Below are 21,212 nucleotides of genomic sequence, written 5' to 3'. Positions count from 1 at the left end.
CACCCCCCAGAGAAAGCTACCCCAGTTTTGGCCCCAGTTGCCCGCATGTGAATCAGCTGCGATCGGCAATCCTAAAACCGGGATGCAGGTCTTACTAAAAAATCTATTGAATGCCCACATGTTAGCACCCCGGTAATGCAGCTATGAGTATTAGTGCGCATTGCCCAGAGACTGATTGCGGCAAGAAAAACTCAAAGCCGCCCGCCGCAGTTCTACATGAACCTCTATTCCCGTCCGCAGACATATTTACTGCGAAAGTTCCATCGGGCTGCGATCCGAAAACTCGTGTGGGCGGATTAGCAGTGATACCAACCCCTGTCGGAGTCGCATCAATTGCAGAAACACATGATGTCTCTGTGGATTGAATTACCTCTGCCAAGGTGTAACAGGGACATGAGAACGTGGGCCCAGCTGGACCTGTTGCTCCGGTGGGCCCTGCTGGACCTTCGGCACCCGGTGGTCCAGGTGGTCCCGCTGGACCTGTTGCTCCGGTGGGCCCTGCTGGACCTTCGGCACCCGGTGGTCCCGCTGGTCCTTCCGGTCCGGCTGCCCCTGCGGTACCTGCAGGGACGTTATCAATGGCCTCTGCAAGTGCATTAAAGTTCTCATTCACTTCGTCCGCATTTGCCGGAGTACCGTTCGTAAAGACGTTGGGAACGGTGGTTTGGGCTACCGCCCAGACCGACCAGACCGATGCCATGGCGACGAGCGCCAATCTCATTCGTATTCTCATAACTGACTCACCTGATTGGAATGGTTTTTACAATCCGTTCTGGACGGATTTGGTGGATAATAACAGCCGAGTTCAAAGGTTGGTCAATGTCAGCTCTGAGGTGATAGCTGTCGCCGTATAGGTGAGCATCAGGCTTCCGCTATTGGCCGATAGCGGACATCTGAGAACACTCGACCAAATGTCCGCTTCCGACCCATCAGAGACGATCAGCTAGACGTTACTGAAGGTCGGCTATCGCCTAACAGCGTCCCTCCGTCTAAGCTCACACAACGATGGAAGCGCAGCACATCGACACCGCTTACCTCTGGCTCTGCCACCGGCGCCAGCACTATCCAGATAATGCGGACATCTGGCACCTGCGATTTCACTGGCAAAGCGAGCGTGAGCGCATACTGGACGCGCTGCGCCAGAGCAGTTATCGCGTCTCTCCCCTGCAATGCATCCACAGGGCCGACGGCACCGTGATTCACCTGTGGAGCGCCGCTGACGCACTGGTAGCCAAAGCACTGGCGCTGGCTATTAGGCCACATCTTGGTATTTCGAAGCGCTGCACGCACATCAAAGGAAACGGCGGTCTGAAGGGCGCCGTACGCGCCGTAGAGCGCAACAGCACCTGGTTCCGCTTCGTTATTCGCACCGACGTCAAGGCGTATTACGAGTCGATTGACCAATCCCTTTTGCTGACCCAACTGTCCGCCCATATCAATGACCGCTGGACCCTGAACCTGCTGTCCCAGTTCATCGGCCGTACAGTCGAGCATGGCGGGCTTTACCGGGATATTCGCCGGGGCATTGGGCGCGGGTCGCCACTCAGTCCACTGTTCGGTGCGGTTTACCTGCAAGAGCTGGATGCCGCATTGGAGCCACGCGACGTCTTCTATGTCCGCTACATGGACGACATTTTGGTGATGGCACGAACACGCTGGCAACTGCGACGGGCCATCGCCGTGCTCAATGGCGTGCTGGGGCGGCTGAAGCTGTCCAAGCATCCGGACAAAACGAGCATTGGCTACATCGCCCGAGGATTCGATTTCCTCGGTTACCGATTTAGCCGCAACAGACTGCAATTGGCGCGCAAAACCCTCGACAACATGCGAAGTACGTTGTCCCGGCTTTATGAGCAAAAGAAAGCCGACCCGCAAAGGTCGGCCTATCTTGGGGCGTACTTACGACGGTGGCGAGGCTGGGCCAGGGGTGGGCTGTGTGACATAGCAGTGGATTTACCGCAACGACCATTGGCGGCCGGCAGTCAGCGTATCGCCCTCAAGGGGCCCGACCGGCGGTATCCTGAGCACCTAAGGCAATAGGAACGGGTCACTGCTCTACGCAATACAATGGGTATTGAGCACCTGAGCACGATGAAGCGCCTATCGATATGGCCAGAATGTCTAGTCGTGACGCTAAACCGTAAAAACCATCTACCAACGTCTCACCCGACCAGCCATCGCACGTCGACCCCGCCGCGGTCCAATTGTTTAGGAGGCCTGTCCAAACCCGACCGACACCCGGGTCTACCGCGGAGACGAGCGGGAAACTAAACACAACGTACGGCCCAGTGCCCGCGATATACACACCGCTCGGTCTGAAATACTTCGTGTCGGCCGCCAAAACCCAGTCGGATGGAGTGGGGGCTGCCGACCTTCCACCGCCCGCCAGCATCGCCTTGTAGGTGCCCCCGTCGCTGGGCTTGTTCGCATCCGCGTTACACTTCGCATCTGCGCCGGCGATGCCACCGAGACCTCCGACGTAACCAGATCGAGTCACGAATAATCGCTTGTCAGGAGCCGTGATCTCCGCCACGACTGCACCCACGGTCCCGACGGTGTAAGCCGTGTTAGCGGACAGTGTTACTTCCACAGTCTCACTCGGATCGTACACCTCGTCATCTAACACGGTAATCGGCAGGTCAACGGAGGAATGGCTGGCGGGGATCTCAATGGTCGCCTCGCTGGCTACGGTGTAGTCATTAACAACCGTCGCCGTACCCGACAAGGCATAGGTCACTGTCAGAGGGTTGGTGGTATCGCCCGTCCGTGTCAACGTAAAGGAGGCATCCGTGGGCATCATGCCCTCGGCCCCATCCGCCGTCTTGGTGACCGTGACCACGGGCAAGGCAACGCTGAATGATTGCTGTACCTGCGGGGCGACAGAGAAATTGGCATCCCCCGCCTGATCGGCATTGATGACACAGTCACCCACAGCGTCAAAGGTCACCGTAGAGCCGCTGACAGAGCAGGCGGCGCTGGTGGTGCTGAAGGTCACGGCCAGACCAGAGGTTGCTGTGGCGGCCACGTCATAGGTGGCACCACCGGCGGTGGCGTCGGTGGGGGCTGTAGATGTGAAGCTGATGGTTTGAGTGCAGTCATATACCGTGCTGCAGCTTTCACCGTTTTCAAGGGTCAGGTCCGTAACACACTCGTCAGCAGGTGCGCTGGTCGCGCAGGATGGCGGTGCCGTTACCGTTCCGATCTGCAGGGCCACACCCGAGGTGTTGGTGTAGATGGCATCCGAGACAGGAATATCCACCGTGCCGCCGTTCGGCTGGTTCAGCTCAATCATCATCTGCGCAATGGCGTCCTGTATGTGCAGGCTGCTGATACCGCCAAGGCTCACGCCCGAGGCGAGCAGCACCGCGCCCAGCAGTTGCCTGCCACCTTGCTTACGCAGCGCCCGGTAGCCGAAGAACGCCAATGCAACGGCCAGCGGCAACAGGAACAGGGAGGGAATCGGAACAGGCTCTGCAGGGGTCGCGCCACTGCCTCCAGCCCCAGCCGACGGCCCGTAGGTCAGGGTGCCCGTGGTTTGAGCTATAGCTGACACGGGTAGGGTGACTGCGAGCCAAGCTAATACGTGCCTGAAGACAGACATGGGCACTCCCTGAGGAAATAGGTGTCGGAAAATTGAGGAGTGACAAGCATTCCAGTAAAAGAACGCGTCTGCAAGAGTCACGGACCGATGGTGCCTTTGGTTATCTCGTGAGGTTGAGCGGGGTCGTGAGTTTGCCGTTCAGTCTCTGGCAGGTTGTGGCCGATAGCGGACCTCCGAGGTTGCTTTGTCGAATGTCCGCTTCCGACCCTATCCAGGATTTCAATCAAGCCTCTGGAACGCGCAAAAATTTAGCGAGCTTTGCGTCTATGTTCCGATGCATCTGAGTGTAGTGGTCGGCAGGAAGCTCGGAAATCCTTTCAGCGATGCGCTTGTCGAGTTCCGGGTGCCTACTCCCAAAGCCGACCTCACTGAACAAAGCCCTTGCGTATGGAGTGCTAAATATTTGGCTAAGGACCTCCTCCGCTTCTCCAAGCATTTCATCCACAACACTTTGACTTGTGTATTGAAATACGACGAAATCAGCTTGATAGAGAGAAATCCAGCCCACGTAGTAGTTGAACAACTCCTCCTTCTCAGCCAACGTAAGAGAAGCTGGGTCTTCAATCGATTTGGCCACAACCGCCATCACGCCAGATTCATTCAAGCTCTGGTGCCAGTTTAACCAATTAGTCCAAGACTGCGATTGTGCTTGTTGCGTCGCAAGCGCATTCGACTGGCGCAACTCGTATCCCAAAACGAAGATGCCGACAATCGCTACAGCCGCCGCGCCCGTTTGAATGTACTCATTTAAGTCAGATAGCTTCATTGTCAGCCCCTTACGAACAAAGGCTCCAAGCATAGTGCCGAGGTCAAACCGTGTTAAGCATTATTAGTAGGCCGCTCTCCCTTAGTCCGCTCTTGGCCAATGCGCCGCGCCAGGCGGTGTACCAACCGCGAGAGTTCCTCGTTCGTCGGCGCCATCACCCCGTGGAACCGCAGGTTCCCATCAGCGCCCTGGGCCAGCTCGACCCAAGGCTCGAGCCCGGCCGCGGGAGCCAACCCTTGGAATCGTGCCGTAAGTCAAGCGTCTGGGGTTTTTACCCTGTACTTTCCGGCATGCATGTCGGGTTGTCGGGGACGTTTACCGAGCATTTGACCCGTCCAGGATTCAGCGCATAATCTACGCTGGGCCCGAAGTAATGTCGGCTGCCGATTCAAACCCCCTGCCCGGAGTATGCCTGTGACCACATTGCGAGAGCTAGCCGTGGCGTCCGTCGTCCTGTCGTTGTCCGTGCCCGGCCTCGCGCAGGCTGCGACACAGCAGAGGTCGCTCACGATCGACGACCTGCTGGCCCTGAAATCCGTGGCGGCGCCGGCGATCAGTCCGGATGCCGGCTGGGTCGCCTACACGGTCGAGGCTGTCGACGGGGAGGCCGACGAGTCGAGCACGCAGATATTCATGGTGTCTCGTGCCGGCGACGACGTCGTCCAGCTGACCGCTGACGATTACTCGGCATCATCTCCGCGCTGGAGCCCTGACGGGCGCTACCTCGGCTTCCTGGCGGCGAGAGGCGCCGAGGATGACGAACCGAAAACGCAGGTCTGGACGCTCGACCGGCGCGGTGGCGAAGCACAGGCTTATACGGCCGTCGACCAGGGTGTCAGCGATTTCCGCTGGGCTCCCGACGGCAAGGGCATGCTGTTAGTGATCCGCGACAAGACCGCGGCGGACCTGGAGCGGGAAACGGCGCATGAGGAGGGCCGGGACGAACGGCCGCTGCCCCACGTAATCGACCGCCTGGAATTCAAGCAGGACGGTGTCCCTTACCTCGACCGCAGCCGCACCCACATCTATGCCGTCAGGGGACGCGGCGAAACGCCGCTACAGCTCACCTTCGGTGATTTCGACGACTCCCAGCCCGCATGGCGGCCCGACGGACGCGAGATTGCATTCGTCAGCAATCGTGCCGATGAGCCGGATGCAACGCAGAACACCGACATCTGGATTGTTTCGGCCGTCGGCGATGCAAGCTCGCGCAAAGCTCGCCGCGTGACGAGCAATATCGGCAGCGATTACGCGCCTGCCTGGAGCAGGGACGGCAAGCAGATTGCGTACGTGACAGTCACGGAGCCTGACCTCATCTGGTATGCGACGAATCACCTCGCCATCGTGCCTGCGGCGGGCGGGACGGCGCGTGTGCTGACCGCGGCACTCGATCGCAACGTCATCAAGCCAGCTTTTACGCCGGATGGGCGCGGCATCACCTTCGTGCTTGAGGATAGCGCGGAGCAGCATCTTGCTCGCTATGACCTCGAGACCGGCAGTATCGATCGACAGGTTCGCGGCGAACTCATTGTCGAGGATTACTCGCAGAACCTGGCTGGCGACACCGCCCTGACGATCAGCGTGCCGCATTCACCGGCCGAGGTGTTCCTGCTCGCCGATGACGCGCTGGAGCCGTTGACTCGGACCAATGCGAACGTGCTCTCGGGACTCGGGCTCGCCGAGGTTAACAACGTCACGTTCCCGAGCGCCGACGGGACCGAGGTCGAGGGCTTTATCTTCACGCCGCCCGACTTTCGCAAGGGGCGGCGCTACCCGACCATTCTGCGCATCCACGGCGGCCCGGTCTCGCAGTACGACTTCGGCTTCAATGCCGAAGCGCAGCTCTTCGCAGCAGAGGGCTATGTCGTCGTCATTTCGAACCCGCGCGGTTCTAGCGGCTACGGCCAGGACTACTCCGCGGCGCTGTTCGCGAACTGGGGCGTGCCCGACTTCGAGGACGTCATGGCCGCGGTCGACTACGCCATCGATCAGGGCTATTCCGATCCTGATCGACTGGGCGTCGGCGGCTGGTCGTACGGCGGTATATTGACGAACTACGTGATCACGAAGTCGGATCGATTCGCCGGTGCGATCACAGGCGCAAGCGAGGTTAACTACATCGCGAACTACGGTCACGATCAATACCAGTACATTTGGGAAGCCGAGCTCGGACTGCCCTGGGAAAACAAGGAAGCCTGGGAGCGGATCTCGCCCTGGGAGGGCGTCGACAAGGTCGTGACGCCTACGCTGGTCATCGGCGGCAAGGATGACTGGAACGTGCCGATACAGAACTCCGAGCAGCTCTACCAGGCGCTGAAGCGCCGCGGGATCGACACCCAACTGGTCGTATACCCTGATGAGGATCATAGTATCGACCGGCCGAGCTTCCGTCGCGATCGCTGGCAGCGCTACCTAGACTGGTACGACCGCACGGTACGGGGGCAATAGACCTGTGCCCCGGCCACAGCGCTGGCATCCGTGCAGGCTGGTGGCAACAGCATTGATCGCGTCCCTGCGATGCGGTGCTTACACGAAGGTACGACAGGTTGAATCCACAGCCGGAAGCGGACGTCGACTTTAGGCTTTGGGCTGTCTTTGATGGGTTTCGGGCTTGGTCACCTTCACTGCTGGGGCAATGGCGGACGGCCGCAAGACTATTTAGACTGAACGTGCGGTAAGATCTGCCCAGCTAACTCGGTCCGAAGCATGCTGAAGAGAATTTTCGTGTTTGTGCGCCAACGCGACTGGTTCGCTGTTGCAATTGAGATTCTGGTCGTCATGGCTGGCCTGCTCCTCGCGTTCCAACTGGATCGTTGGCGAGAAGACCATGCCGAGCGGCAGCAGGAGCGGTCCTATGTCAACCGGCTGATTGCCGATATGCAGACCGATATTCCGGAAATTGAGAGCGCAATCGCTCTGCAGCAGTTGCGGCTGGAGTTGGTGGACCTACTGATCGCAGTGGGTGAGGATCCGAAAGCCGCAATGGCGAAGCCTACCGTCTTCATGGGCGCAGTCAGCCAGGCGGCCTATACCTATACACCGGAACTCACCTCGTACACTTTCGACAATCTTCGATCCACGGGCGACCTACGGTTGATTCGTAGCGCGACTCTCAAGAACGCACTCTTCGATTACTACGCTTTTGATGCATCTCAACGCCAGTATCGACCATTACACTTTGCGACCGAGCATCGCCATTTCGAACTGGCCGCCGGCGTTCTGAACACAAGGCAGGCACAGTACATTCAGCAGCACTGGTTGTTTTTCTACCCGGAGAACATGGATGCCCCGAGCAGTGAACGACCCAAAATCGAGGGTGTTTTTGAGGCAGCCCAGCGGTTGCAAAGCAAATCTGAATTAATCGCTTGGTTACCTTTTGTGCGCCAGATGCAATTGGAACAGATCGAAGTGCACGGCGACCGTTTGAAGCGGGGCCGAAACGTGCTCGATCTGGCGCAAAATTACGCCCGAGAAATCAGTGGCCTTTGAATGATTCAATCCCCATGCAACTAACCGGGCACTTTACTGACTGACTGAGGTTTTTCGATAGGGGCCCCTATTGGCCGACTCCTGCCGGTCAGCGTGCGGTTGATGGACGTCCGCTTTCGGGAAGCACGCCGCTACAGCAACCCGTTCGGCTCTGGTTCGGTGTTCGGTTTGCAGGAACTCGTTAGCAATCTTCGGCTTACAGCCACGGCCCCCGCAGACCGGCCTCGGATCGGTTCGGTCCTGGTTCGGTATCGGTGCTGAAGCAATAGCGCGAGCAGAAAAGCCCTTACCTTTCTTGCCCTTGCAGCCCGGGCTCGCCCCTCTCCCCCATCCTCATAATCGATTGGTCGAAGGTTCAAGTCCTTCTGGGCCCACCATCTTCTTGATTTTTATAGCTTTTCTATGGGTTTGACCCATCGACTGCGGTTCGGTGGGTGTCGCCTGCGTGGGACATCGGTGTTCTCTCCATTAAACGAACTTCGCAAATTCAGTTTAATGGCTGCCAGTGTGCCCCGTTTATGATGAAGAGCCGAGTGATAACGGGTGTTCGACCTTAAACCGTTTCCGCACATTCAGTTTAATGAGCCCCGGTGTCCCCTGGTAATAATGAAGAGCCCGCAAAAACAGTTTAATGAGCCCCGGTGTCCCCCGTTAATAATGAAGAGCCCGTGTATGATGAAGAGCGAGTCGCAGGTCCTGAAGCATTAGACTACCCTCTGCGTTGACCCTTCCGTTGGACATCATTCTCGCTTATGAAGTATCTACGCCGTCTAGTCGATGACGCCACGCTGACGCCCCAAACCCAGCGGTTCCTCGCCCTTGGCTGTCTGGCACTTGCTGCCGCGATGTCATTCCAAGAGTACGCACAGGTAAGCTGGCTGTGGGAGCGCCACATGACTTTCAGTCCAACCTTTCTTTCTTCAGCTCTCGCATTACCAATAATGGCGCCTCTTTACATGCGGGGGCTCTTGAAGTGGGACAAGTCAATCTACACCACGGTTTCATTTCTGCTACTACTCATGGTTTTCGCGTCATTGGTTGAACTCGCTCTCGGCGGAAACCGGGCGAGCAGCATTACCATGGGCGCGATATTCATCACGCTTGTCCTTTCATGGCTGGGTTTGAATGGCGTAGCCCGAAGCTCCTGGATTGTACTGGCAGTGGTGGCCGTATTCTCAACTTACAAGAATAACCTGGCGTTAGACTTTTTCGGCTACGTCTATGTTGCCGCCTGTTGCCTTGGGCTGCTGTTCCACACCGAACTGAACCTCGGTCAGCTCATGGGCGAGCTGCAAGCTGCTTACAGCGGAGGAACGTCAAAAACAGTTGATCAATGATGCAGGTGTGCCGATGCGAGTCTATTGCAAAGCGAATCCGCAACCACACCCGCGGCAGTCGGGAGCAGGTGCAGAGACTACGTGGAGCAGCACGATCTTGCTGCGTAAGACACGATTAGCGTCCGGCACCCTACCAGAGGAATCTGGGGGTGATGAGATAGTCCAGGCCGGGAGGAGACTTCCGGTAGCCCGCATAAGGTTGTGGAGCGAACTTGTTGTTTGTTTACGCTGCGGGTATGTGCAACCGATTAAGGCTTGAATATGAACAATGCACTTAGCTTAACTGCGCTTATTCTCTTTATAAAAGAATAGACGCACCTCATTTTTAGCTGAACAGCGTCGGTGGTCGCGCCTGCGAGGGACATCAGGTGTTTGACCTTAAACCGTTTCTGCAAATTCCGCTTAATGAGCGCCGGGGTCCCTCGTTAGTGATGAAGAGCCGAGCCACCTTGTTGATAAGTAGCCTGACGAACCAAAGCCGAACCTCACTTGGGGAGCGGCCATTGATGCTTTTGCTAATCCGCGGAACTCCAATCATTGAAGGCACTCACCGAGAATGCATATATTCCCCTTAGGCAGTTCGTGATGATTAATGGGATGGCAACTATCCCTGCTGCTTCGACATAGAGTTGAACTACCTGGATCGCACCGCGGGTATATGCGCCCCCATCCACAACCAAGCTCATGCCAACAAATACGCTAAACACAGTAATCAAATATCCTAAAGCGATTACGCCTTTGGCTCCGATGCTTACAATCTGGCTAATATTCATGTGTAGGTCGTCCTGTTTTCTTGAATCTTACTCCGAAATCCTTTTGCACTTGCCTTGCGCACGAGGCAGTGGTGTTTCTCGCGGCTCATCCATAAAGGTTCGCAGGAGGCCGTCAAGGTTTCATCCCGCGCTGGAATGGAGCCGTGCACGTCAATCATGAGCTGAATAGCGATTCCAACAACTCGTCCACGCCTTCGCCTGCTTCACCCGCGTCAACGCCAACCTCAGCAAAGCTATCGACGCCCTCCAGGCTCGCTGCTGCTTCGTCCATCACGCTCTCGACAGCCGCGACATGCATCGCCGAAGAAACGGCGTTCGCTGCCAACACACCCCCGGCGACAGCCCCCGCGGTCTTCAGCGAGGAATCATTGCTGGTGCGAGTAGGCGCAGCGCCACCCCGTACCGATTGCCCCGTAGCTTTCGCCAAGAGCAGCTGATTGATAAGTTCCTGATTTCCCGAAGCCATAATTGCCTCCTCGGCTGTCTGCTGCTCAGATAGCGATGCAGTCTGCTCCGCTTTACGCTCACCCTCATTGCCGAGAAATGCGAGCACGATGATGGCTATAGGAAAAAGACCGCAGCCGATAGCCCACCCCCAAGCATTGCGACCTTTGCTCTTGGCCAGGTGATAGGCGCCGACAGCCGCTGCGATTACGATGATGAGTTCCATGGTTGCTTCCTCTGCTTTGATAGAAGTTGATGTTTGTCGATGGACTTAGCTTCGCGGATTTGGCAGCTCGCTACTCGGCTGTTTACGCCATCCTCATATCCAAACCAGCCAGGATTAAACCCACCCGACAAGACTTTCCTGTCGTAATCGCACTTTCACTGCCTCGGGCTTTCTATGGGCGCCCAAGAAATCCTATGGCGAGTACCTTGTTTCCGTACAGGCGAGCCGCATAAGCGACTCACGCTAAGCCTTTCGTCTTTCTGGTGACCTCGATGGCGGCGGTCTTCAACATCTTGACGATGCTCTGCACGCAGAACGCAATCATTATGTCCACGCTCGCGTTGTGTCCTCGGTCGGACGGGTAATCACCGCCCGCAAGGTGCCGGATCGCGTCGCACACAGAGTTCAGCACCAGTCTAAAAATTGAATCCGAATGTGAATTGCTGGCTCCGGCCAGTGGCTCTGAACCCAATTGAAATCGCTCGATATTCAAGGGTTAAAAGGCCACCGCCGTTAAAGCCGAATTCTCGATCAGGCTCGCGATCTGCATAGCAGTCAAAGCCTAGGTAGGACGGAGGGCAGCTAATACTCTCCGTCCCAACGCCTGCCAGACCGCTGAAACTCACTCTAAGGCTGTCTGTCTCGTAAACGTCGTAGCCAATGACACCATTGAAAGATACGCCTGGTTCAATCCAACCGTTGTTGTTCATCGAACCCTCACTCGCAGCATCAATGCCAAGAATCCACGGACTGTCCGGGCGGTGATAGAGCAACCCCAATCCGAACGCATCCTCCTCGGGAAGGTCGGAATTCTCACCATACATTCCGTAGAGTGTGTACCTTTCCTCCTCTGCGTTTACTTGCATCGCTTCTGAAGCCAACGCGAGTCCGAGCAGTCCACAAAAAATGCCTGTGGTGCCGTGCATAGATTTCCCTCTCTCATTTTTGAACATTTCTGATATCTCCAGTGGATTGAATTGATTTGCTGTGTGATGCGATGGGCATAGTTTGCTTAATCACCGACTGGCGTTCTCGGCGATCCGCGCCATCCGCATACCCATATCTGCCAACCCGAGGCCTACCCGGCAACCCTTACAATTCTGAGCAGCACAGCCAGCAGCCAGCATCTCTACTGCAAGCGCCAGGCCCATCAAATCTCGATCGCTCCTCGCGTTTCTATTCACTGCTGTCTCCAGCGTGTTTCACCGCTGCGGCGATAGAGAAGGCCAGCCGCTCAGCCTCCGCAGGCGTCAGCAACGCCGTCGCTGTGCGGTAGCTCCGAAGCGCCTGATCCCATTCCCGGGTCTCGATACAGACGCCCTTGGCCGCCGCTTCCGCTCGCACGAAGTCGCGTGTGGGGAGAGCGTCGTTGGCATCGCTGGGTTGGTAGGTAGTCATGCTGGTATTTTCCGCAGCGAGGGGGGCCCAGCCTCGGCCTACCGCGCCGTTCGCATGACCATTTGCGCCGCGGTTGCTTGCATCTACTGCCTGATACGGCAGAATCAAAGCTACCCGAGCAGGAGTAAGACACCGCATGACAGCCTTGGCTACCGCTATCCGCCCTCTCTGGACTCTGATTGAGTCCTATGGCGAAGATCCGGCAGAAATCTTCGACAGCGTAGGTATCGACCCGGCGAAGCTGCGGGAGTCCAACGAGCGTCTTCCCGTGGCGGCGTGCAATGCGGCCTGGCTGCGTGCCAGCACACGGATTCACGACCCGGCCTTTGGGGTGCATTACGGAGAGCACTGGCGCCCCGCCATGTTTGGCTCCCTCGGCTACGCCTGGCTTGCCAGCGTTTCCCTACGGCGCGCTCTGCATCGGGCGTCGGAATACTTCGATATGCTCATCGAACGCGGTGCCCTGGAGGTGAAAGACCTCGATGACGGGCAGGTCCTTATCGCCCTATCGTACCGCGGCAATGCTTTTACGCTGCCGGCGCTCGCCGATTCACTGCTGAGCACCCTGGTAAAGCTCTGCCGCATCAGCTGTGGCGATGACTTCAATCCGAGCGAGATTCTGCTCTTTCACTCTGCGCCGCCTGAGCAGTCCGCATACTTCAGCTACTTTAAATGCACCGTGCGCTTCGATGCGGACGTGGACGGCATCGTGCTGCCTAAAGCCATCCTGGACGAGCCATTGCCCGGCGGGAACAAAGCCATTGCCGCGATGATTGACCAGGAGACCGTGCGCTACCTGGCGCAGCTCGACCGAAGTAAGGTTGTGGAGCGGGTCCAGGCTGCCATCACAGAACGGCTGGCATCCGGGCGGGTAGCCAGCGAGACCGTCGCGGCCGACTTGCATGTGAGTAACCGAACGCTGAACCGGCAGCTGCAGGCTGAGGGCACCACCTTCAAAGCAGTGATGGACAAGACGCGCCAGAAGCTGGCGGACGCCTACCTGGCTGAGAGCCAGAGCATCACGCAGATCGCGTTCTCGCTGGGGTTCTCAGACCAGACGTCATTTACCCGGGCTTACAAACGCTGGACTGGTCAGACGCCGAGCGAGGCGCGGGGGTAAAGCAGGACACCGAGCCTTTACCTAGCCCACATACAAGCAATGGCGCGTCGTGTAATGCGCTTGACGCGCTTCGTCATTCAATCTCCCTCAAGTCTCCCCCACCATTAACAGGGTCGAAACCGGTCGCAAAGATCGACTTCTTCGCAACCTTTTAATCGGGAGAGAACATGATGAGGAACCCAGCGAGATTACTGGTACCAGCAACTGCAATCGCCTTTGTAGGCTGCGCAGGCGTGGGCCACGAGATGCCTTTGGCCGAAGCGCATCTGGTCAGCAATGCAGCGGTGGAGATCACCAGCCACCCGATGCCACTGCAGAAACGGGTGATGAGCGCAGAAGAAGCAGAGGCGATGCTGCACCGCGTCTACAACCGGTTACTGCCGGCGGCGCAGGAAGTCTGCGAGCAGTCCGACGAGCAAGATACGTGCTGGTGGGACGTTGACTACGCGGATGAACGAGACTTCAACGCTTACGCTACCAAAGAAAACCAGATAGTCGTCTACCACGACGTCATGACCACGGTGGGCTCGGATGACGAGCTGGCCATGGTACTTGCCCATGAGATGGGGCATCACATCGCCGACCACATCGACGAAACCAAGACCCGGGCAGCGACCGGTGCGATTCTGGGTGCCATCGCGATGGCCGCCGTCGCGGCGAATGCGGGACCCTGCTACAGCTACAGCTGCACGCAAAACATGTCCAATGCAGTGGAGAACTCAGCGTATCTGGGCGCAGCAATCGGAAACTTAACTTTCAGCGTCAAGCAGGAAAAGGAATCCGACTATCTGTCTGCATACATTCTGCATCGCGCCGGATACTCCCTGATGGAATCACGCGGTGTCCTGGTGAAGATGGGCGCGATGTCGCAACGGATGGAAACCGGGCTGTTTGACACGCACCCGGCTGGGCCTGACCGCCTCGCCACTTATGACGCGGTCATCTCACACGTCGAAATGGACGAAGATGGAATGCCCGACGCAAAGTAGTCGGGAAAACTGAAGTGTGTCATCATGGTCTGACCATCGCGGCACTTTCTTTCTGTACGCCGCGCATTGGGCGCGGCAGACACATAGGCTTTCTTAGCCGGATAGTGCCACTGAAGAAATGCTCTATAGAAAAACCGCGAAACCTGATTTATCTAAGTGAGGTGGCGTTGCCCCGAAAACCCCGTCCTTACTACATCCGGTCTTCTCACTTACCAACCCAAGGGCATGGGCGAGTTAACCGCTCCAGGCTGGTTAAATCTGGCCCACGACCTCACGCCCGCTACTGCAGCGTAGTGAAAGCCAGCGCCACCCCCGCAGCCGCAAAGCAGCGCTTCAGGGCAGCGCAGAACAGTTGCCGCTGCGCGTCCTCGATGACCCCCGAGTCCTTACCACACAGCGCCGCATAGGCGTCCAGATCGGTGGTCAGCGTCAGGGATTCCATGGCGCCCTGCTGCAGGTGCCAGGTGACGATGCCGTCGTTACAGTGGTGCAGGAGCCGCGCATCCGGGTCGAGATACTGCACGAAGACCCGCTCGATGTCCTCCCATAGCCCTTGCTCCTCGGGCGAGAGCTGCGTTTGCTGCGCTTGTACTACTCGTAGTCTGTCCAAATCAGACATAAAACCTCCTTCGTTTTCCTGTTGATTTCTCCTCAGTTCACGCCATCGCGCCACCGGCGTGCGGCGTAGCCCATCATCTTGGTTGGCGCGCGATCCGGCGGGTCCGCCAGCACCTCGCCCCACAGGCGGTAGAGCCGCAGGCGGGCCTCACGTCGGTCGCTGCGGGACCGGGCCTCGTGCAGGCGCTGTAGCGCCGCATCCCGCCGCAGGTTCCACCAGAGGCTCCGCTGCTCATCCCAGCCCGAGGGCAGCGCAAGCTTCCAGGGCTTCTTTGCAGTGTCGTGGTCACGAAGGGCTGCTTCGTTCGGTCCACCGATGCCCTTCCTCCGCGCTGGGACCGACGGCGGCGCCGGTTGCACCTCCGGAGGAATCACCCGCTGGTGAACGCGAGGCCCAAAGATCGCTTCCAACTCGCGATCCATCTGGCGCCCCTGAAACGCCGCGACTTCGGTCTCGTCCCGGTCGTGCCACCAGTGGCGCACGGCAGCCACCGCGGCAATGGCGTAAACAGCGTACAGGGCATAGGTGATGTAGATCATGCTTCCTCCTCTGGCTGGGTTGACGCACACCAGGGAGGAACGAGGCAATACAAGGCAGGTACCTGTTTGGTTGCCGATCGGCCACATCTCCTTGCGGATACCACCTTGCCCAGGTCAGGCAGGTTGGTAGGGGCTCGCCCCTTCCTGATGTTGGCCCACACATTAGGCGATACCTGCATATTTGTCAACATTAAATGCAGATCGGAGCATTTAACGACATTTCGCGGCATTAGAGTTCACTGACCTGCCGAGCCTACCCACACCTGCCACGGAGAAGTGGGCAGCCAGCACCTGACCCGCGGGAGCAGCCACCCTCACCGCTCCCTCTCGGCGATAAGCGCCTCAACCCTATCCAGCAGCGCAAGGACCTCCGGGTCGTAGGACTGCTCGCGGCGGATGCGGGCAAGCACCGGACGGGCTACGGGGGCAAGCAGTGGAAGATGGATCTCACCGGCCTCTGCAGCGTCGAGGGTCTCGGTGAGCAAAGTAATGATCTGGTCGTGCAGCGTGGGGGTCGTCATGGCTACCTCCTTTAGGTGGGTTCGTAGAACTCACCCACCGTAAGGAGGTTAATGCCCGTAAACGCGGTGGAAGGTGCAGAGCCTACGTGGGACAGCACGATCTTGCTGCTTAAGGCACGATTAGCGTCCGGCACCCTACAAGGTTAGGCTGGGGGTGAAGAGATAGTCCAGGTCGGGATGAGAATCCCGGTAAGAATCGGCCGGTCCGCGGTTCAAGTCCGCGCAGGCCCACCATTCCCCCTTATCGTTAGCTAGATCCAAAATTGGTGCCCATCGCTCACGAAATACACATCAGATCATAGGAATTGCAATCAACACATCGCAACACCACCTTCAAACGCTACACGTGTTTAAAGGCGTCTCGTGTTACCAGGACACAATACGAATAAGCCACAAGAGCGAGTAGCGCCGGCTCTTTTCCTTGTAATTTTCACGATTGATCCTATTTGCTTCATAAGGCTTGGCTAAACGCTGCGCATCGCTCTTACAGCTGTTTAGATCGGTCCAAGGGCTCCTCCAGAGACGACATCTAGGTTCAAGTTTGTTTTCAGTCATTGAAAATTGTCTGCTGAGTGTCACTACTTGGTCGCGACCGAGCACTACACATGATTGATTTAGTCAAAACCAACTGTCTCAGTTGAGATCTCGCTACCTCCTAGCCAAATATCGCATAGGAAGCCGACATCCGGAGTAAGCGACCAAAAAAAGCAGAAAAAACACGGATAGGGATCAGTCAATCGCTACAAAACCGGTGATAATTGAGTTCACATGATTGAGCTGTCGCGAATGACCGATTTAGACATGGAGATGAAGCTTGTTACCGAAGGAGGTCCAAAATTAGCACACTAACACCTGATCTGACCGAACATCTCAGTGCCACTCTTGGGCAGTTTTTACATGGGACTCCCCTTCATGACGAACAGTTAGCGCTGGCAACGCACCTTAAGACCGATGCCCATTGGGCAGAGGTGATTAGCCGATTGAGTTTGCGTTCAACTATCTCAGATGATGCGGTGCTCAAAAAAGTGACTGCACGAAAAGAGGCCAGGTTTAAGTTCATTGACCTGTTCGCGGGAATAGGTGGATTCCGCCTCGGTCTAGAGGCACAAGGGGGGCGGTCAGTTTTTGCTTCTGAGTGGGATAAAACGGCCAAGGAGTACTACTTCCGCAATCACGGGGATTATCCGTTTGGTGATATCAACAAGTTCACCGGCGAACATCTCAGCGATGAGCAAGTTGATCAATTGGTGCCCGACCATGATTTGCTCGCTGGCGGATTTCCTTGCCAGCCTTTCAGCATTGCCGGCGTTTCAGCCAGAAATTTCAGGGGTAGCTCCCACGGCTTCAGCTGCAAAACACAAGGCACATTATTTTTCTCTATTGAACGTTTAGCGCGCATCAAACGGCCGAAGGTACTGTTTCTGGAGAACGTAAAAAATATAACTCGGCATGATCAAGGCAGGACTTTTAACATCATCCGAGAATCTTTAGAGAGTGCTGGATATGCCTTCAATTACAAAATAATTGATTCACAGTCGGTAGTCGCCCAGCGCCGTGTGAGATGCTTTATGGTTGCTGTGCGAAACGATATAGCTGCGAATCGCGGCGCCTTTGAATTCCCAAAGTTTCCAGAGGGTTCCATACCATTGAGATCAGTACTCTCTAAGGAACCCGATCCCAAGTACACTCTATCGGATAAAATGTGGGCGGGGCACAAGGCACGAACGATCAGAAACGTGGAGCGCGGAACGGGTTTCACGGCACTTGAAGCAAATCTAGACAAGCCATCAAACACTATTGTTGCGCGGTACGGAAAAGACGCAAAGGAGTGCCTTGTTCCTCAAACTGGCAGGAATCCCAGATACCTCACAATTGATGAATGTAGGCAGTTGTTCGGCTACCCCGAGACGTTTCAACTACCCGCCTCAAAAACCCCAGCCTACAAACTTCTTGGAAATAGCGTAATTGTACCCGTTGTTCAGGCTATTGCCTCATCTATCAAGCGAAGCTATTTTTCCGGTCGTGATATGCGGCAATGAAGCTATCCAGCACTTGGTAGTTGCCCTTAGCCAAATCACAGCCCCACGCAACAAAGACCAGATAACCCTTCTTTTCTAATTCAGATACGTTACGTAAGTCGCGAGCCTTATTTCCGTTTATTTTTTCCGACCAAAAAGCTCTATTGGATTTTGGAAGCCTAAAAACTTCGCACCCCTCATGTCCGTGCCAGAAACAACCACGCACCTCTAACACGAGGAAATACTTCTTTATCGCTACATCAGGCTTTCCAGGAAGGTCTTTAACATGGGTTCTGAATCGTACTCCCTTCGCATGCAGGTAAGCACGCGCCTGCAACTCGGGACGAGTGTTCTTGCCACGGATAGCAGCCATATTTTTTGACCGCGCTTTCTTACTAATACGATCCATCGGCAGTCCAAAGTGAGTGGTAAAAGGATCAACCCGAAATCTACGTCGCACAACCAAAACGTGATCGGCTTACTGCGACATAAAAAAATCCGAACAGTATCAATAAAAACCCAAGAGTCCTTCCTCGGTCAGATCTATCCCCTGAGCGGCCATTGCCGCCCTTCTGTCTCCAAAAAGCTTTTGCAACATAGCCACCTGGACTGTTTTCGTGGAACGATGAATTGCGCTATGACAATTTGGACAAAGACTCACTACGTTTGCCAAGACATCCAAACTACAACGGAACTCGGCAGACTTTGATATAGGCACCAAGTGGTGAACCTCCATTATGGGCTGGCCAGTCACTGCGGAGAGTGGAGTCTCGTGCGTGTTGTCAAACTCACACGCATATCCTGCGGATTCAAGAGCTTCCCTTCCAACTGCGGCCGATCTTTCATATCTCATTGCTCGGTATTCTTTTGGTACGACTGCGTCCTCGGGTGCAGCAACCAATTTTTGATAAACGTCATCGTCTACATCCAGTGCGAAGTCACGCTGGACAGCCTTCACCACATCGTCATCCGAAGTAATGGAGTCAAAGAGCGCAGACGAGCAAGAGCCTATGAACGGCAGCGGCTCATTCTCGCGCCGGAACATAAACCAAACTTGCCCTGATTCTGGGTAAAAACCAGAGTCTCGCCTGAAATAAAGACGAAGTTCTGCCCCGGACTCTTTGGGGTACTTAATCGCCAGTTCCTTAGCCGCAAAAGAACCCAAAGACAGGTCTATAACGTTAAACGGCCGCGTGGGTGGACTCCTATCTGCGCTGGTCCTAGCAAAGTCGTCACCATAGACGTCAAACAAAACAGCCTTCTCGTGCCGATCCACGGTAACCGATTTATCACCGCCCGCTTCTCGCTGTGTGACATTTGAATAGGCACCGTCTATAGCGCCTAGCGCCGAAAGATGTCGCTGCTGGAATCGTGGCATACGTTTACCCGTTAAATTTACAGGGTAAATGCTAAAGCAATTTCATTGCATGTCAATGCCATTCTTAACGCAATACTTGCGGCCCCCTTAATCGGACAGAGCCAAGTTTTTTTGCTGCGGAGATCATGGGCTTTGACCAGACGGTTCTTGCCGTGTCATTTGGGCTCTCATTGCTTCCATTTAATGCGATTTTTTGCATCGGAAAACTCGGGAAACCTGCGTATCTGATTTGGGGCCTGACCCGACGTTTTCCCTGCATTTAAATGCAGTCTTTTCTATTGACTGATATCGTTTTTTTACTCCAAGTCACAATTAATGATTCCAGCATTTTTCCAGGGCTTTGTGCCTCAATACCACTAGCGCAGCTATACCCCGGGTCACATATAAACCCAGGCCTGCGACATCAGCAGTCCTGGCGGTAGCCCCCGCTCGCTCGGCGTTTCTTTAATCCCATCAGCCACGAAAGGAGAACCCTATGGCTACAACCAGCAAACGCAAGACAACCGACAAGAACCCCAGCATCCCCGATACCCCCTCCATCACTGTCATCAAGAAGGCATCGACAAAGTCCCTGGAGGGTCGCGGCAAGCTGGACTACGAACTCGGCACCGATGAGGCCGGAGCCCTGCATTGGCGCATCGCCAAGAACTCTGGCGGCGGCTTCTTCAGTGATGAATGGATTCCGTTCTCAGCCATCCAGGCTGCTCTGGAGGCGTGGCCGGTCGAAAGACCGATTACCAGCATGGCGCTGCGGACGCTGTTCCAGGGCAAGTCCGTGAATACCCCGTCATTCCTCTTGGCCGCCCTTCTCTGCGAGGGTGTCGTTCGGCTCTTGGCCGGCAAACGGCGCCAGTACGAGCTCGGGGATGTCGCGGCATTCCTGAAGTCGGTCAAAGCAACGAAGGCACCGCATAGCAAACCGCGGAAGCCTCGGGCCAAGGCTAAGGCCAAAGCAGGCACACGTATACGAAAGGCACCGGCCGCTCCGGCCAAAGCCGAGTAGCACTCTCACCCCTCAGGCGACACCGCCAAATCTGTAGTCGGATGGTGAATCCGACAATCCTCCCGTAAGCCCCTGAAGCGTAAGCCCATTTTCTGAGGGCCATCAGGAACTCACCCAAACGTAGAACGTATTCCGAGCTTTCCGACGCAACGTCGGAGGCTGTGCCCTGCGCGCGGCAAAAACACCTTCCCTCAACCCACTGACTCAAGGAGATGCCTTTGCTCTCACTACTGTTGTTCATCGCCGTGGCTTTCGGATTCGCGTCTGGAAGCCTCTGGTTTTTCTCGGCTGCGCTCGGTGCGCTGCTGATGACCCTGTACCCAGTCCTCGGACTGCTCATTGGGGTAGCTGGCCTCAGTTACCTCGCTTATCGCTACTACGAAAGGAAACACTGATATGAACTATGAAGACTACATTGCTGAAGCCTTGGAAATCGTGTCTGCCTGGGAAGTACCCCCCGAGGACTTTGCCCAGGTCGTGAATGATCAGGCCAAGATCATGGCAGGAACTGATCTCGATCCCTGGCACGATTTACTTCAGGACTGCCGGGACACCCCGCAGTACGCCTGACCCCTCTCGCCCGTTCTGGGCATCTGAACACCAATCTAAACCTCAACTTTAATAGGAGATACCTATGACTATCCGCTTACTGGCGGAGGTCGGCGCTCGCCTGGAGGAAGCCGTTGCGCTTCTTCCGGGCTGTCCCGGCTCACCGCAGGACCTGTATGACCGCTACGAGATGATCGCGATTGCCATCCTCGACGCCGAGTTCGCCGAGCATCCGCCCGGGATGTTGGAGGCATACCTGATGGCTTATCTAAGGCTGAAGGAACTGGAGCTGGGGGTGGCGCCATCCCCCGGCACCTCCACTACGCCCAACACCGGCCCCGGGTAGGGGCCTCGGGCGCCGGCAAGGCTGAGGTCTCGCCTGCTCTCAACTACTTGGATGCAAACTCTGCGCTCAAGTAGTTGGCCGGAGGGGGTATTGGGG

Annotated in this window: 24 protein-coding genes and 1 riboswitch; of the genes, 12 read left to right on the top strand and 12 right to left on the bottom strand. The window is 56.3% G+C overall.

What is annotated here, in order from left to right; all coding sequences use genetic code 11:
- Positions 1-578 precede the first annotated feature (578 nt).
- Together NOR51B_RS15670 and NOR51B_RS06860 are read left to right on the top strand one after the other, a co-directional pair.
- Complete coding sequence (locus NOR51B_RS15670; protein WP_154647633.1) at positions 579-854, top strand: hypothetical protein; 276 nt, start codon at positions 579-581, stop codon at positions 852-854.
- 151 nt (positions 855-1,005) lie between these two features.
- Positions 1,006-2,040 carry a reverse transcriptase/maturase family protein gene (locus NOR51B_RS06860; RefSeq protein ID WP_009019027.1) on the top strand — a complete coding sequence of 345 codons (1,035 nt, stop codon included), beginning with the start codon at positions 1,006-1,008 and terminating at the stop codon, positions 2,038-2,040.
- 7 nt (positions 2,041-2,047) lie between these two features.
- Here the strand turns inward: NOR51B_RS06860 and NOR51B_RS14935 are convergent, their stop codons facing one another.
- Both NOR51B_RS14935 and NOR51B_RS06850 read right to left on the bottom strand, forming a co-directional pair.
- On the bottom strand, positions 2,048-3,601 hold the full coding sequence (locus tag NOR51B_RS14935) for a midcut-by-XrtH protein (RefSeq protein ID WP_050759429.1): 1,554 nt from the start codon (positions 3,599-3,601) through the stop codon (positions 2,048-2,050).
- Between the two features lie 223 nt (positions 3,602-3,824).
- Positions 3,825-4,367, bottom strand: a complete 543-nt coding sequence (locus NOR51B_RS06850; RefSeq protein WP_040481895.1) for a hypothetical protein — start codon at positions 4,365-4,367, stop codon at positions 3,825-3,827.
- 414 nt (positions 4,368-4,781) lie between these two features.
- Here NOR51B_RS06850 and NOR51B_RS06840 point away from each other — a divergent pair, with 414 nt between their 5' ends.
- The 3 genes from NOR51B_RS06840 to NOR51B_RS06830 all read left to right on the top strand — a co-directional run bounded on the left by NOR51B_RS06840 (position 4,782) and on the right by NOR51B_RS06830 (position 9,193).
- A complete protein-coding gene (locus NOR51B_RS06840; protein WP_195891480.1) occupies positions 4,782-6,815 on the top strand; it encodes a S9 family peptidase in 2,034 nt (677 codons plus the stop codon).
- Between the two features lie 258 nt (positions 6,816-7,073).
- Positions 7,074-7,856, top strand: coding sequence for a DUF6090 family protein (locus tag NOR51B_RS06835; RefSeq protein WP_009020919.1), 783 nt, complete (start codon positions 7,074-7,076; stop codon positions 7,854-7,856).
- A 752-nt stretch (positions 7,857-8,608) separates the two neighbouring features.
- Positions 8,609-9,193: a hypothetical protein gene (locus tag NOR51B_RS06830; protein WP_009019087.1), complete on the top strand. Its 585-nt coding sequence runs from the start codon at positions 8,609-8,611 to the stop codon at positions 9,191-9,193.
- Positions 9,194-9,708: 515 nt separating this feature from the next.
- On the opposite strand, the gene NOR51B_RS06825 is transcribed toward NOR51B_RS06830, so the two are convergent.
- The 5 genes from NOR51B_RS06825 to NOR51B_RS06810 all read right to left on the bottom strand — a co-directional run bounded on the left by NOR51B_RS06825 (position 9,709) and on the right by NOR51B_RS06810 (position 12,034).
- Positions 9,709-9,966, bottom strand: a complete 258-nt coding sequence (locus NOR51B_RS06825) for a hypothetical protein (protein ID WP_040481893.1) — start codon at positions 9,964-9,966, stop codon at positions 9,709-9,711.
- A gap of 154 nt (positions 9,967-10,120) precedes the next feature.
- The gene (locus NOR51B_RS06820) at positions 10,121-10,636 is read right to left on the bottom strand and encodes a hypothetical protein (RefSeq protein ID WP_009019261.1); all 516 of its coding nucleotides are present in this window, start codon (positions 10,634-10,636) and stop codon (positions 10,121-10,123) included.
- A gap of 416 nt (positions 10,637-11,052) precedes the next feature.
- Positions 11,053-11,589 carry a hypothetical protein gene (locus tag NOR51B_RS06815; RefSeq protein ID WP_040481892.1) on the bottom strand — a complete coding sequence of 179 codons (537 nt, stop codon included), beginning with the start codon at positions 11,587-11,589 and terminating at the stop codon, positions 11,053-11,055.
- A 63-nt stretch (positions 11,590-11,652) separates the two neighbouring features.
- Positions 11,653-11,820 (bottom strand): hypothetical protein, encoded by a 168-nt coding sequence (locus NOR51B_RS15385; protein ID WP_154647632.1) that lies wholly within the window; start codon positions 11,818-11,820, stop codon positions 11,653-11,655.
- Entirely contained in the window at positions 11,813-12,034 is a 222-nt protein-coding gene (locus NOR51B_RS06810) for a hypothetical protein (protein ID WP_154647631.1), read from the bottom strand. The genes NOR51B_RS15385 and NOR51B_RS06810 overlap by 8 nt, the downstream gene beginning before the upstream one ends.
- A 136-nt stretch (positions 12,035-12,170) precedes the next feature.
- Here NOR51B_RS06810 and NOR51B_RS06805 point away from each other — a divergent pair, with 136 nt between their 5' ends.
- A complete protein-coding gene (locus NOR51B_RS06805) occupies positions 12,171-13,154 on the top strand; it encodes an AraC family transcriptional regulator (RefSeq protein WP_009020413.1) in 984 nt (327 codons plus the stop codon).
- 167 nt (positions 13,155-13,321) lie between these two features.
- Positions 13,322-14,143, top strand: coding sequence for a M48 family metallopeptidase (locus NOR51B_RS06800; RefSeq protein ID WP_081443912.1), 822 nt, complete (start codon positions 13,322-13,324; stop codon positions 14,141-14,143).
- A 280-nt stretch (positions 14,144-14,423) separates the two neighbouring features.
- Here the strand turns inward: NOR51B_RS06800 and NOR51B_RS06795 are convergent, their stop codons facing one another.
- The 3 genes from NOR51B_RS06795 to NOR51B_RS06785 all read right to left on the bottom strand — a co-directional run bounded on the left by NOR51B_RS06795 (position 14,424) and on the right by NOR51B_RS06785 (position 15,822).
- A complete protein-coding gene (locus NOR51B_RS06795) occupies positions 14,424-14,753 on the bottom strand; it encodes a hypothetical protein (protein WP_154647630.1) in 330 nt (109 codons plus the stop codon).
- 41 nt (positions 14,754-14,794) lie between these two features.
- Positions 14,795-15,301, bottom strand: a complete 507-nt coding sequence (locus tag NOR51B_RS06790) for a hypothetical protein (protein ID WP_009019210.1) — start codon at positions 15,299-15,301, stop codon at positions 14,795-14,797.
- 56 nt (positions 15,302-15,357) lie between these two features.
- Positions 15,358-15,457: riboswitch (SAM-I-IV-variant riboswitch) on the bottom strand.
- A 158-nt stretch (positions 15,458-15,615) separates the two neighbouring features.
- On the bottom strand, positions 15,616-15,822 hold the full coding sequence (locus NOR51B_RS06785) for a hypothetical protein (protein WP_009021328.1): 207 nt from the start codon (positions 15,820-15,822) through the stop codon (positions 15,616-15,618).
- Positions 15,823-16,802: 980 nt separating this feature from the next.
- Between NOR51B_RS06785 and NOR51B_RS06780 the strand changes: the two genes are divergently transcribed.
- Positions 16,803-17,861 carry a DNA cytosine methyltransferase gene (locus tag NOR51B_RS06780; RefSeq protein WP_230198421.1) on the top strand — a complete coding sequence of 353 codons (1,059 nt, stop codon included), beginning with the start codon at positions 16,803-16,805 and terminating at the stop codon, positions 17,859-17,861.
- Here the strand turns inward: NOR51B_RS06780 and NOR51B_RS15210 are convergent.
- Both NOR51B_RS15210 and NOR51B_RS14930 read right to left on the bottom strand, forming a co-directional pair.
- On the bottom strand, positions 17,821-18,249 hold the full coding sequence (locus tag NOR51B_RS15210) for a very short patch repair endonuclease (RefSeq protein WP_081443911.1): 429 nt from the start codon (positions 18,247-18,249) through the stop codon (positions 17,821-17,823). The two genes, NOR51B_RS06780 and NOR51B_RS15210, sit on opposite strands and share 41 nt — an antisense overlap.
- Before the next feature lie 99 nt (positions 18,250-18,348).
- On the bottom strand, positions 18,349-19,218 hold the full coding sequence (locus NOR51B_RS14930; RefSeq protein ID WP_009019995.1) for an HNH endonuclease: 870 nt from the start codon (positions 19,216-19,218) through the stop codon (positions 18,349-18,351).
- Between the two features lie 475 nt (positions 19,219-19,693).
- Here NOR51B_RS14930 and NOR51B_RS06770 point away from each other — a divergent pair, with 475 nt between their 5' ends.
- The 4 genes from NOR51B_RS06770 (at position 19,694) to NOR51B_RS06760 (ending at position 21,116) form a co-directional block, all read left to right on the top strand.
- Positions 19,694-20,221, top strand: a complete 528-nt coding sequence (locus NOR51B_RS06770) for a hypothetical protein (RefSeq protein WP_009020574.1) — start codon at positions 19,694-19,696, stop codon at positions 20,219-20,221.
- 212 nt (positions 20,222-20,433) lie between these two features.
- Positions 20,434-20,616, top strand: a complete 183-nt coding sequence (locus NOR51B_RS06765) for a hypothetical protein (protein WP_040481889.1) — start codon at positions 20,434-20,436, stop codon at positions 20,614-20,616.
- Position 20,617: 1 nt separating this feature from the next.
- Positions 20,618-20,791 carry a hypothetical protein gene (locus tag NOR51B_RS15505; RefSeq protein ID WP_009020579.1) on the top strand — a complete coding sequence of 58 codons (174 nt, stop codon included), beginning with the start codon at positions 20,618-20,620 and terminating at the stop codon, positions 20,789-20,791.
- Positions 20,792-20,855: 64 nt separating this feature from the next.
- Positions 20,856-21,116 (top strand): hypothetical protein, encoded by a 261-nt coding sequence (locus tag NOR51B_RS06760; protein WP_009021147.1) that lies wholly within the window; start codon positions 20,856-20,858, stop codon positions 21,114-21,116.
- Positions 21,117-21,212: the final 96 nt, after the last annotated feature.

Origin of the sequence: Luminiphilus syltensis NOR5-1B (assembly GCF_000158175.1) — a bacterium.
Lineage (GTDB): Bacteria > Pseudomonadota > Gammaproteobacteria > Pseudomonadales > Halieaceae > Luminiphilus > Luminiphilus syltensis.
This window is presented reverse-complemented; position numbering and strand designations above follow the sequence as displayed.

Bases quoted from the DNA above. Each gene is read 5' to 3' on its own strand.
- NOR51B_RS15210 (WP_081443911.1), bottom strand. From the start codon at position 18,249: ATGGATCGTATTAGTAAGAAAGCGCGGTCAAAAAATATGGCTGCTATC.
- NOR51B_RS06820 (WP_009019261.1), bottom strand. From the start codon at position 10,636: ATGGAACTCATCATCGTAATCGCAGCGGCTGTCGGCGCCTATCACCTG.
- NOR51B_RS06850 (WP_040481895.1), bottom strand. From the start codon at position 4,367: ATGAAGCTATCTGACTTAAATGAGTACATTCAAACGGGCGCGGCGGCT.
- NOR51B_RS06790 (WP_009019210.1), bottom strand. From the start codon at position 15,301: ATGATCTACATCACCTATGCCCTGTACGCTGTTTACGCCATTGCCGCG.
- NOR51B_RS06825 (WP_040481893.1), bottom strand. From the start codon at position 9,966: ATGAATATTAGCCAGATTGTAAGCATCGGAGCCAAAGGCGTAATCGCT.
- NOR51B_RS06835 (WP_009020919.1), top strand. From the start codon at position 7,074: ATGCTGAAGAGAATTTTCGTGTTTGTGCGCCAACGCGACTGGTTCGCT.
- NOR51B_RS06830 (WP_009019087.1), top strand. From the start codon at position 8,609: ATGAAGTATCTACGCCGTCTAGTCGATGACGCCACGCTGACGCCCCAA.
- NOR51B_RS15505 (WP_009020579.1), top strand. From the start codon at position 20,618: ATGAACTATGAAGACTACATTGCTGAAGCCTTGGAAATCGTGTCTGCC.
- NOR51B_RS06810 (WP_154647631.1), bottom strand. From the start codon at position 12,034: ATGACTACCTACCAACCCAGCGATGCCAACGACGCTCTCCCCACACGC.
- NOR51B_RS06760 (WP_009021147.1), top strand. From the start codon at position 20,856: ATGACTATCCGCTTACTGGCGGAGGTCGGCGCTCGCCTGGAGGAAGCC.
- NOR51B_RS06805 (WP_009020413.1), top strand. From the start codon at position 12,171: ATGACAGCCTTGGCTACCGCTATCCGCCCTCTCTGGACTCTGATTGAG.
- NOR51B_RS06765 (WP_040481889.1), top strand. From the start codon at position 20,434: ATGCCTTTGCTCTCACTACTGTTGTTCATCGCCGTGGCTTTCGGATTC.
- NOR51B_RS14935 (WP_050759429.1), bottom strand. From the start codon at position 3,601: ATGTCTGTCTTCAGGCACGTATTAGCTTGGCTCGCAGTCACCCTACCC.
- NOR51B_RS06785 (WP_009021328.1), bottom strand. From the start codon at position 15,822: ATGACGACCCCCACGCTGCACGACCAGATCATTACTTTGCTCACCGAG.
- NOR51B_RS06800 (WP_081443912.1), top strand. From the start codon at position 13,322: ATGATGAGGAACCCAGCGAGATTACTGGTACCAGCAACTGCAATCGCC.
- NOR51B_RS06770 (WP_009020574.1), top strand. From the start codon at position 19,694: ATGGCTACAACCAGCAAACGCAAGACAACCGACAAGAACCCCAGCATC.
- NOR51B_RS14930 (WP_009019995.1), bottom strand. From the start codon at position 19,218: ATGCCACGATTCCAGCAGCGACATCTTTCGGCGCTAGGCGCTATAGAC.
- NOR51B_RS06860 (WP_009019027.1), top strand. From the start codon at position 1,006: ATGGAAGCGCAGCACATCGACACCGCTTACCTCTGGCTCTGCCACCGG.
- NOR51B_RS15670 (WP_154647633.1), top strand. From the start codon at position 579: ATGGCCTCTGCAAGTGCATTAAAGTTCTCATTCACTTCGTCCGCATTT.
- NOR51B_RS06815 (WP_040481892.1), bottom strand. From the start codon at position 11,589: ATGTTCAAAAATGAGAGAGGGAAATCTATGCACGGCACCACAGGCATT.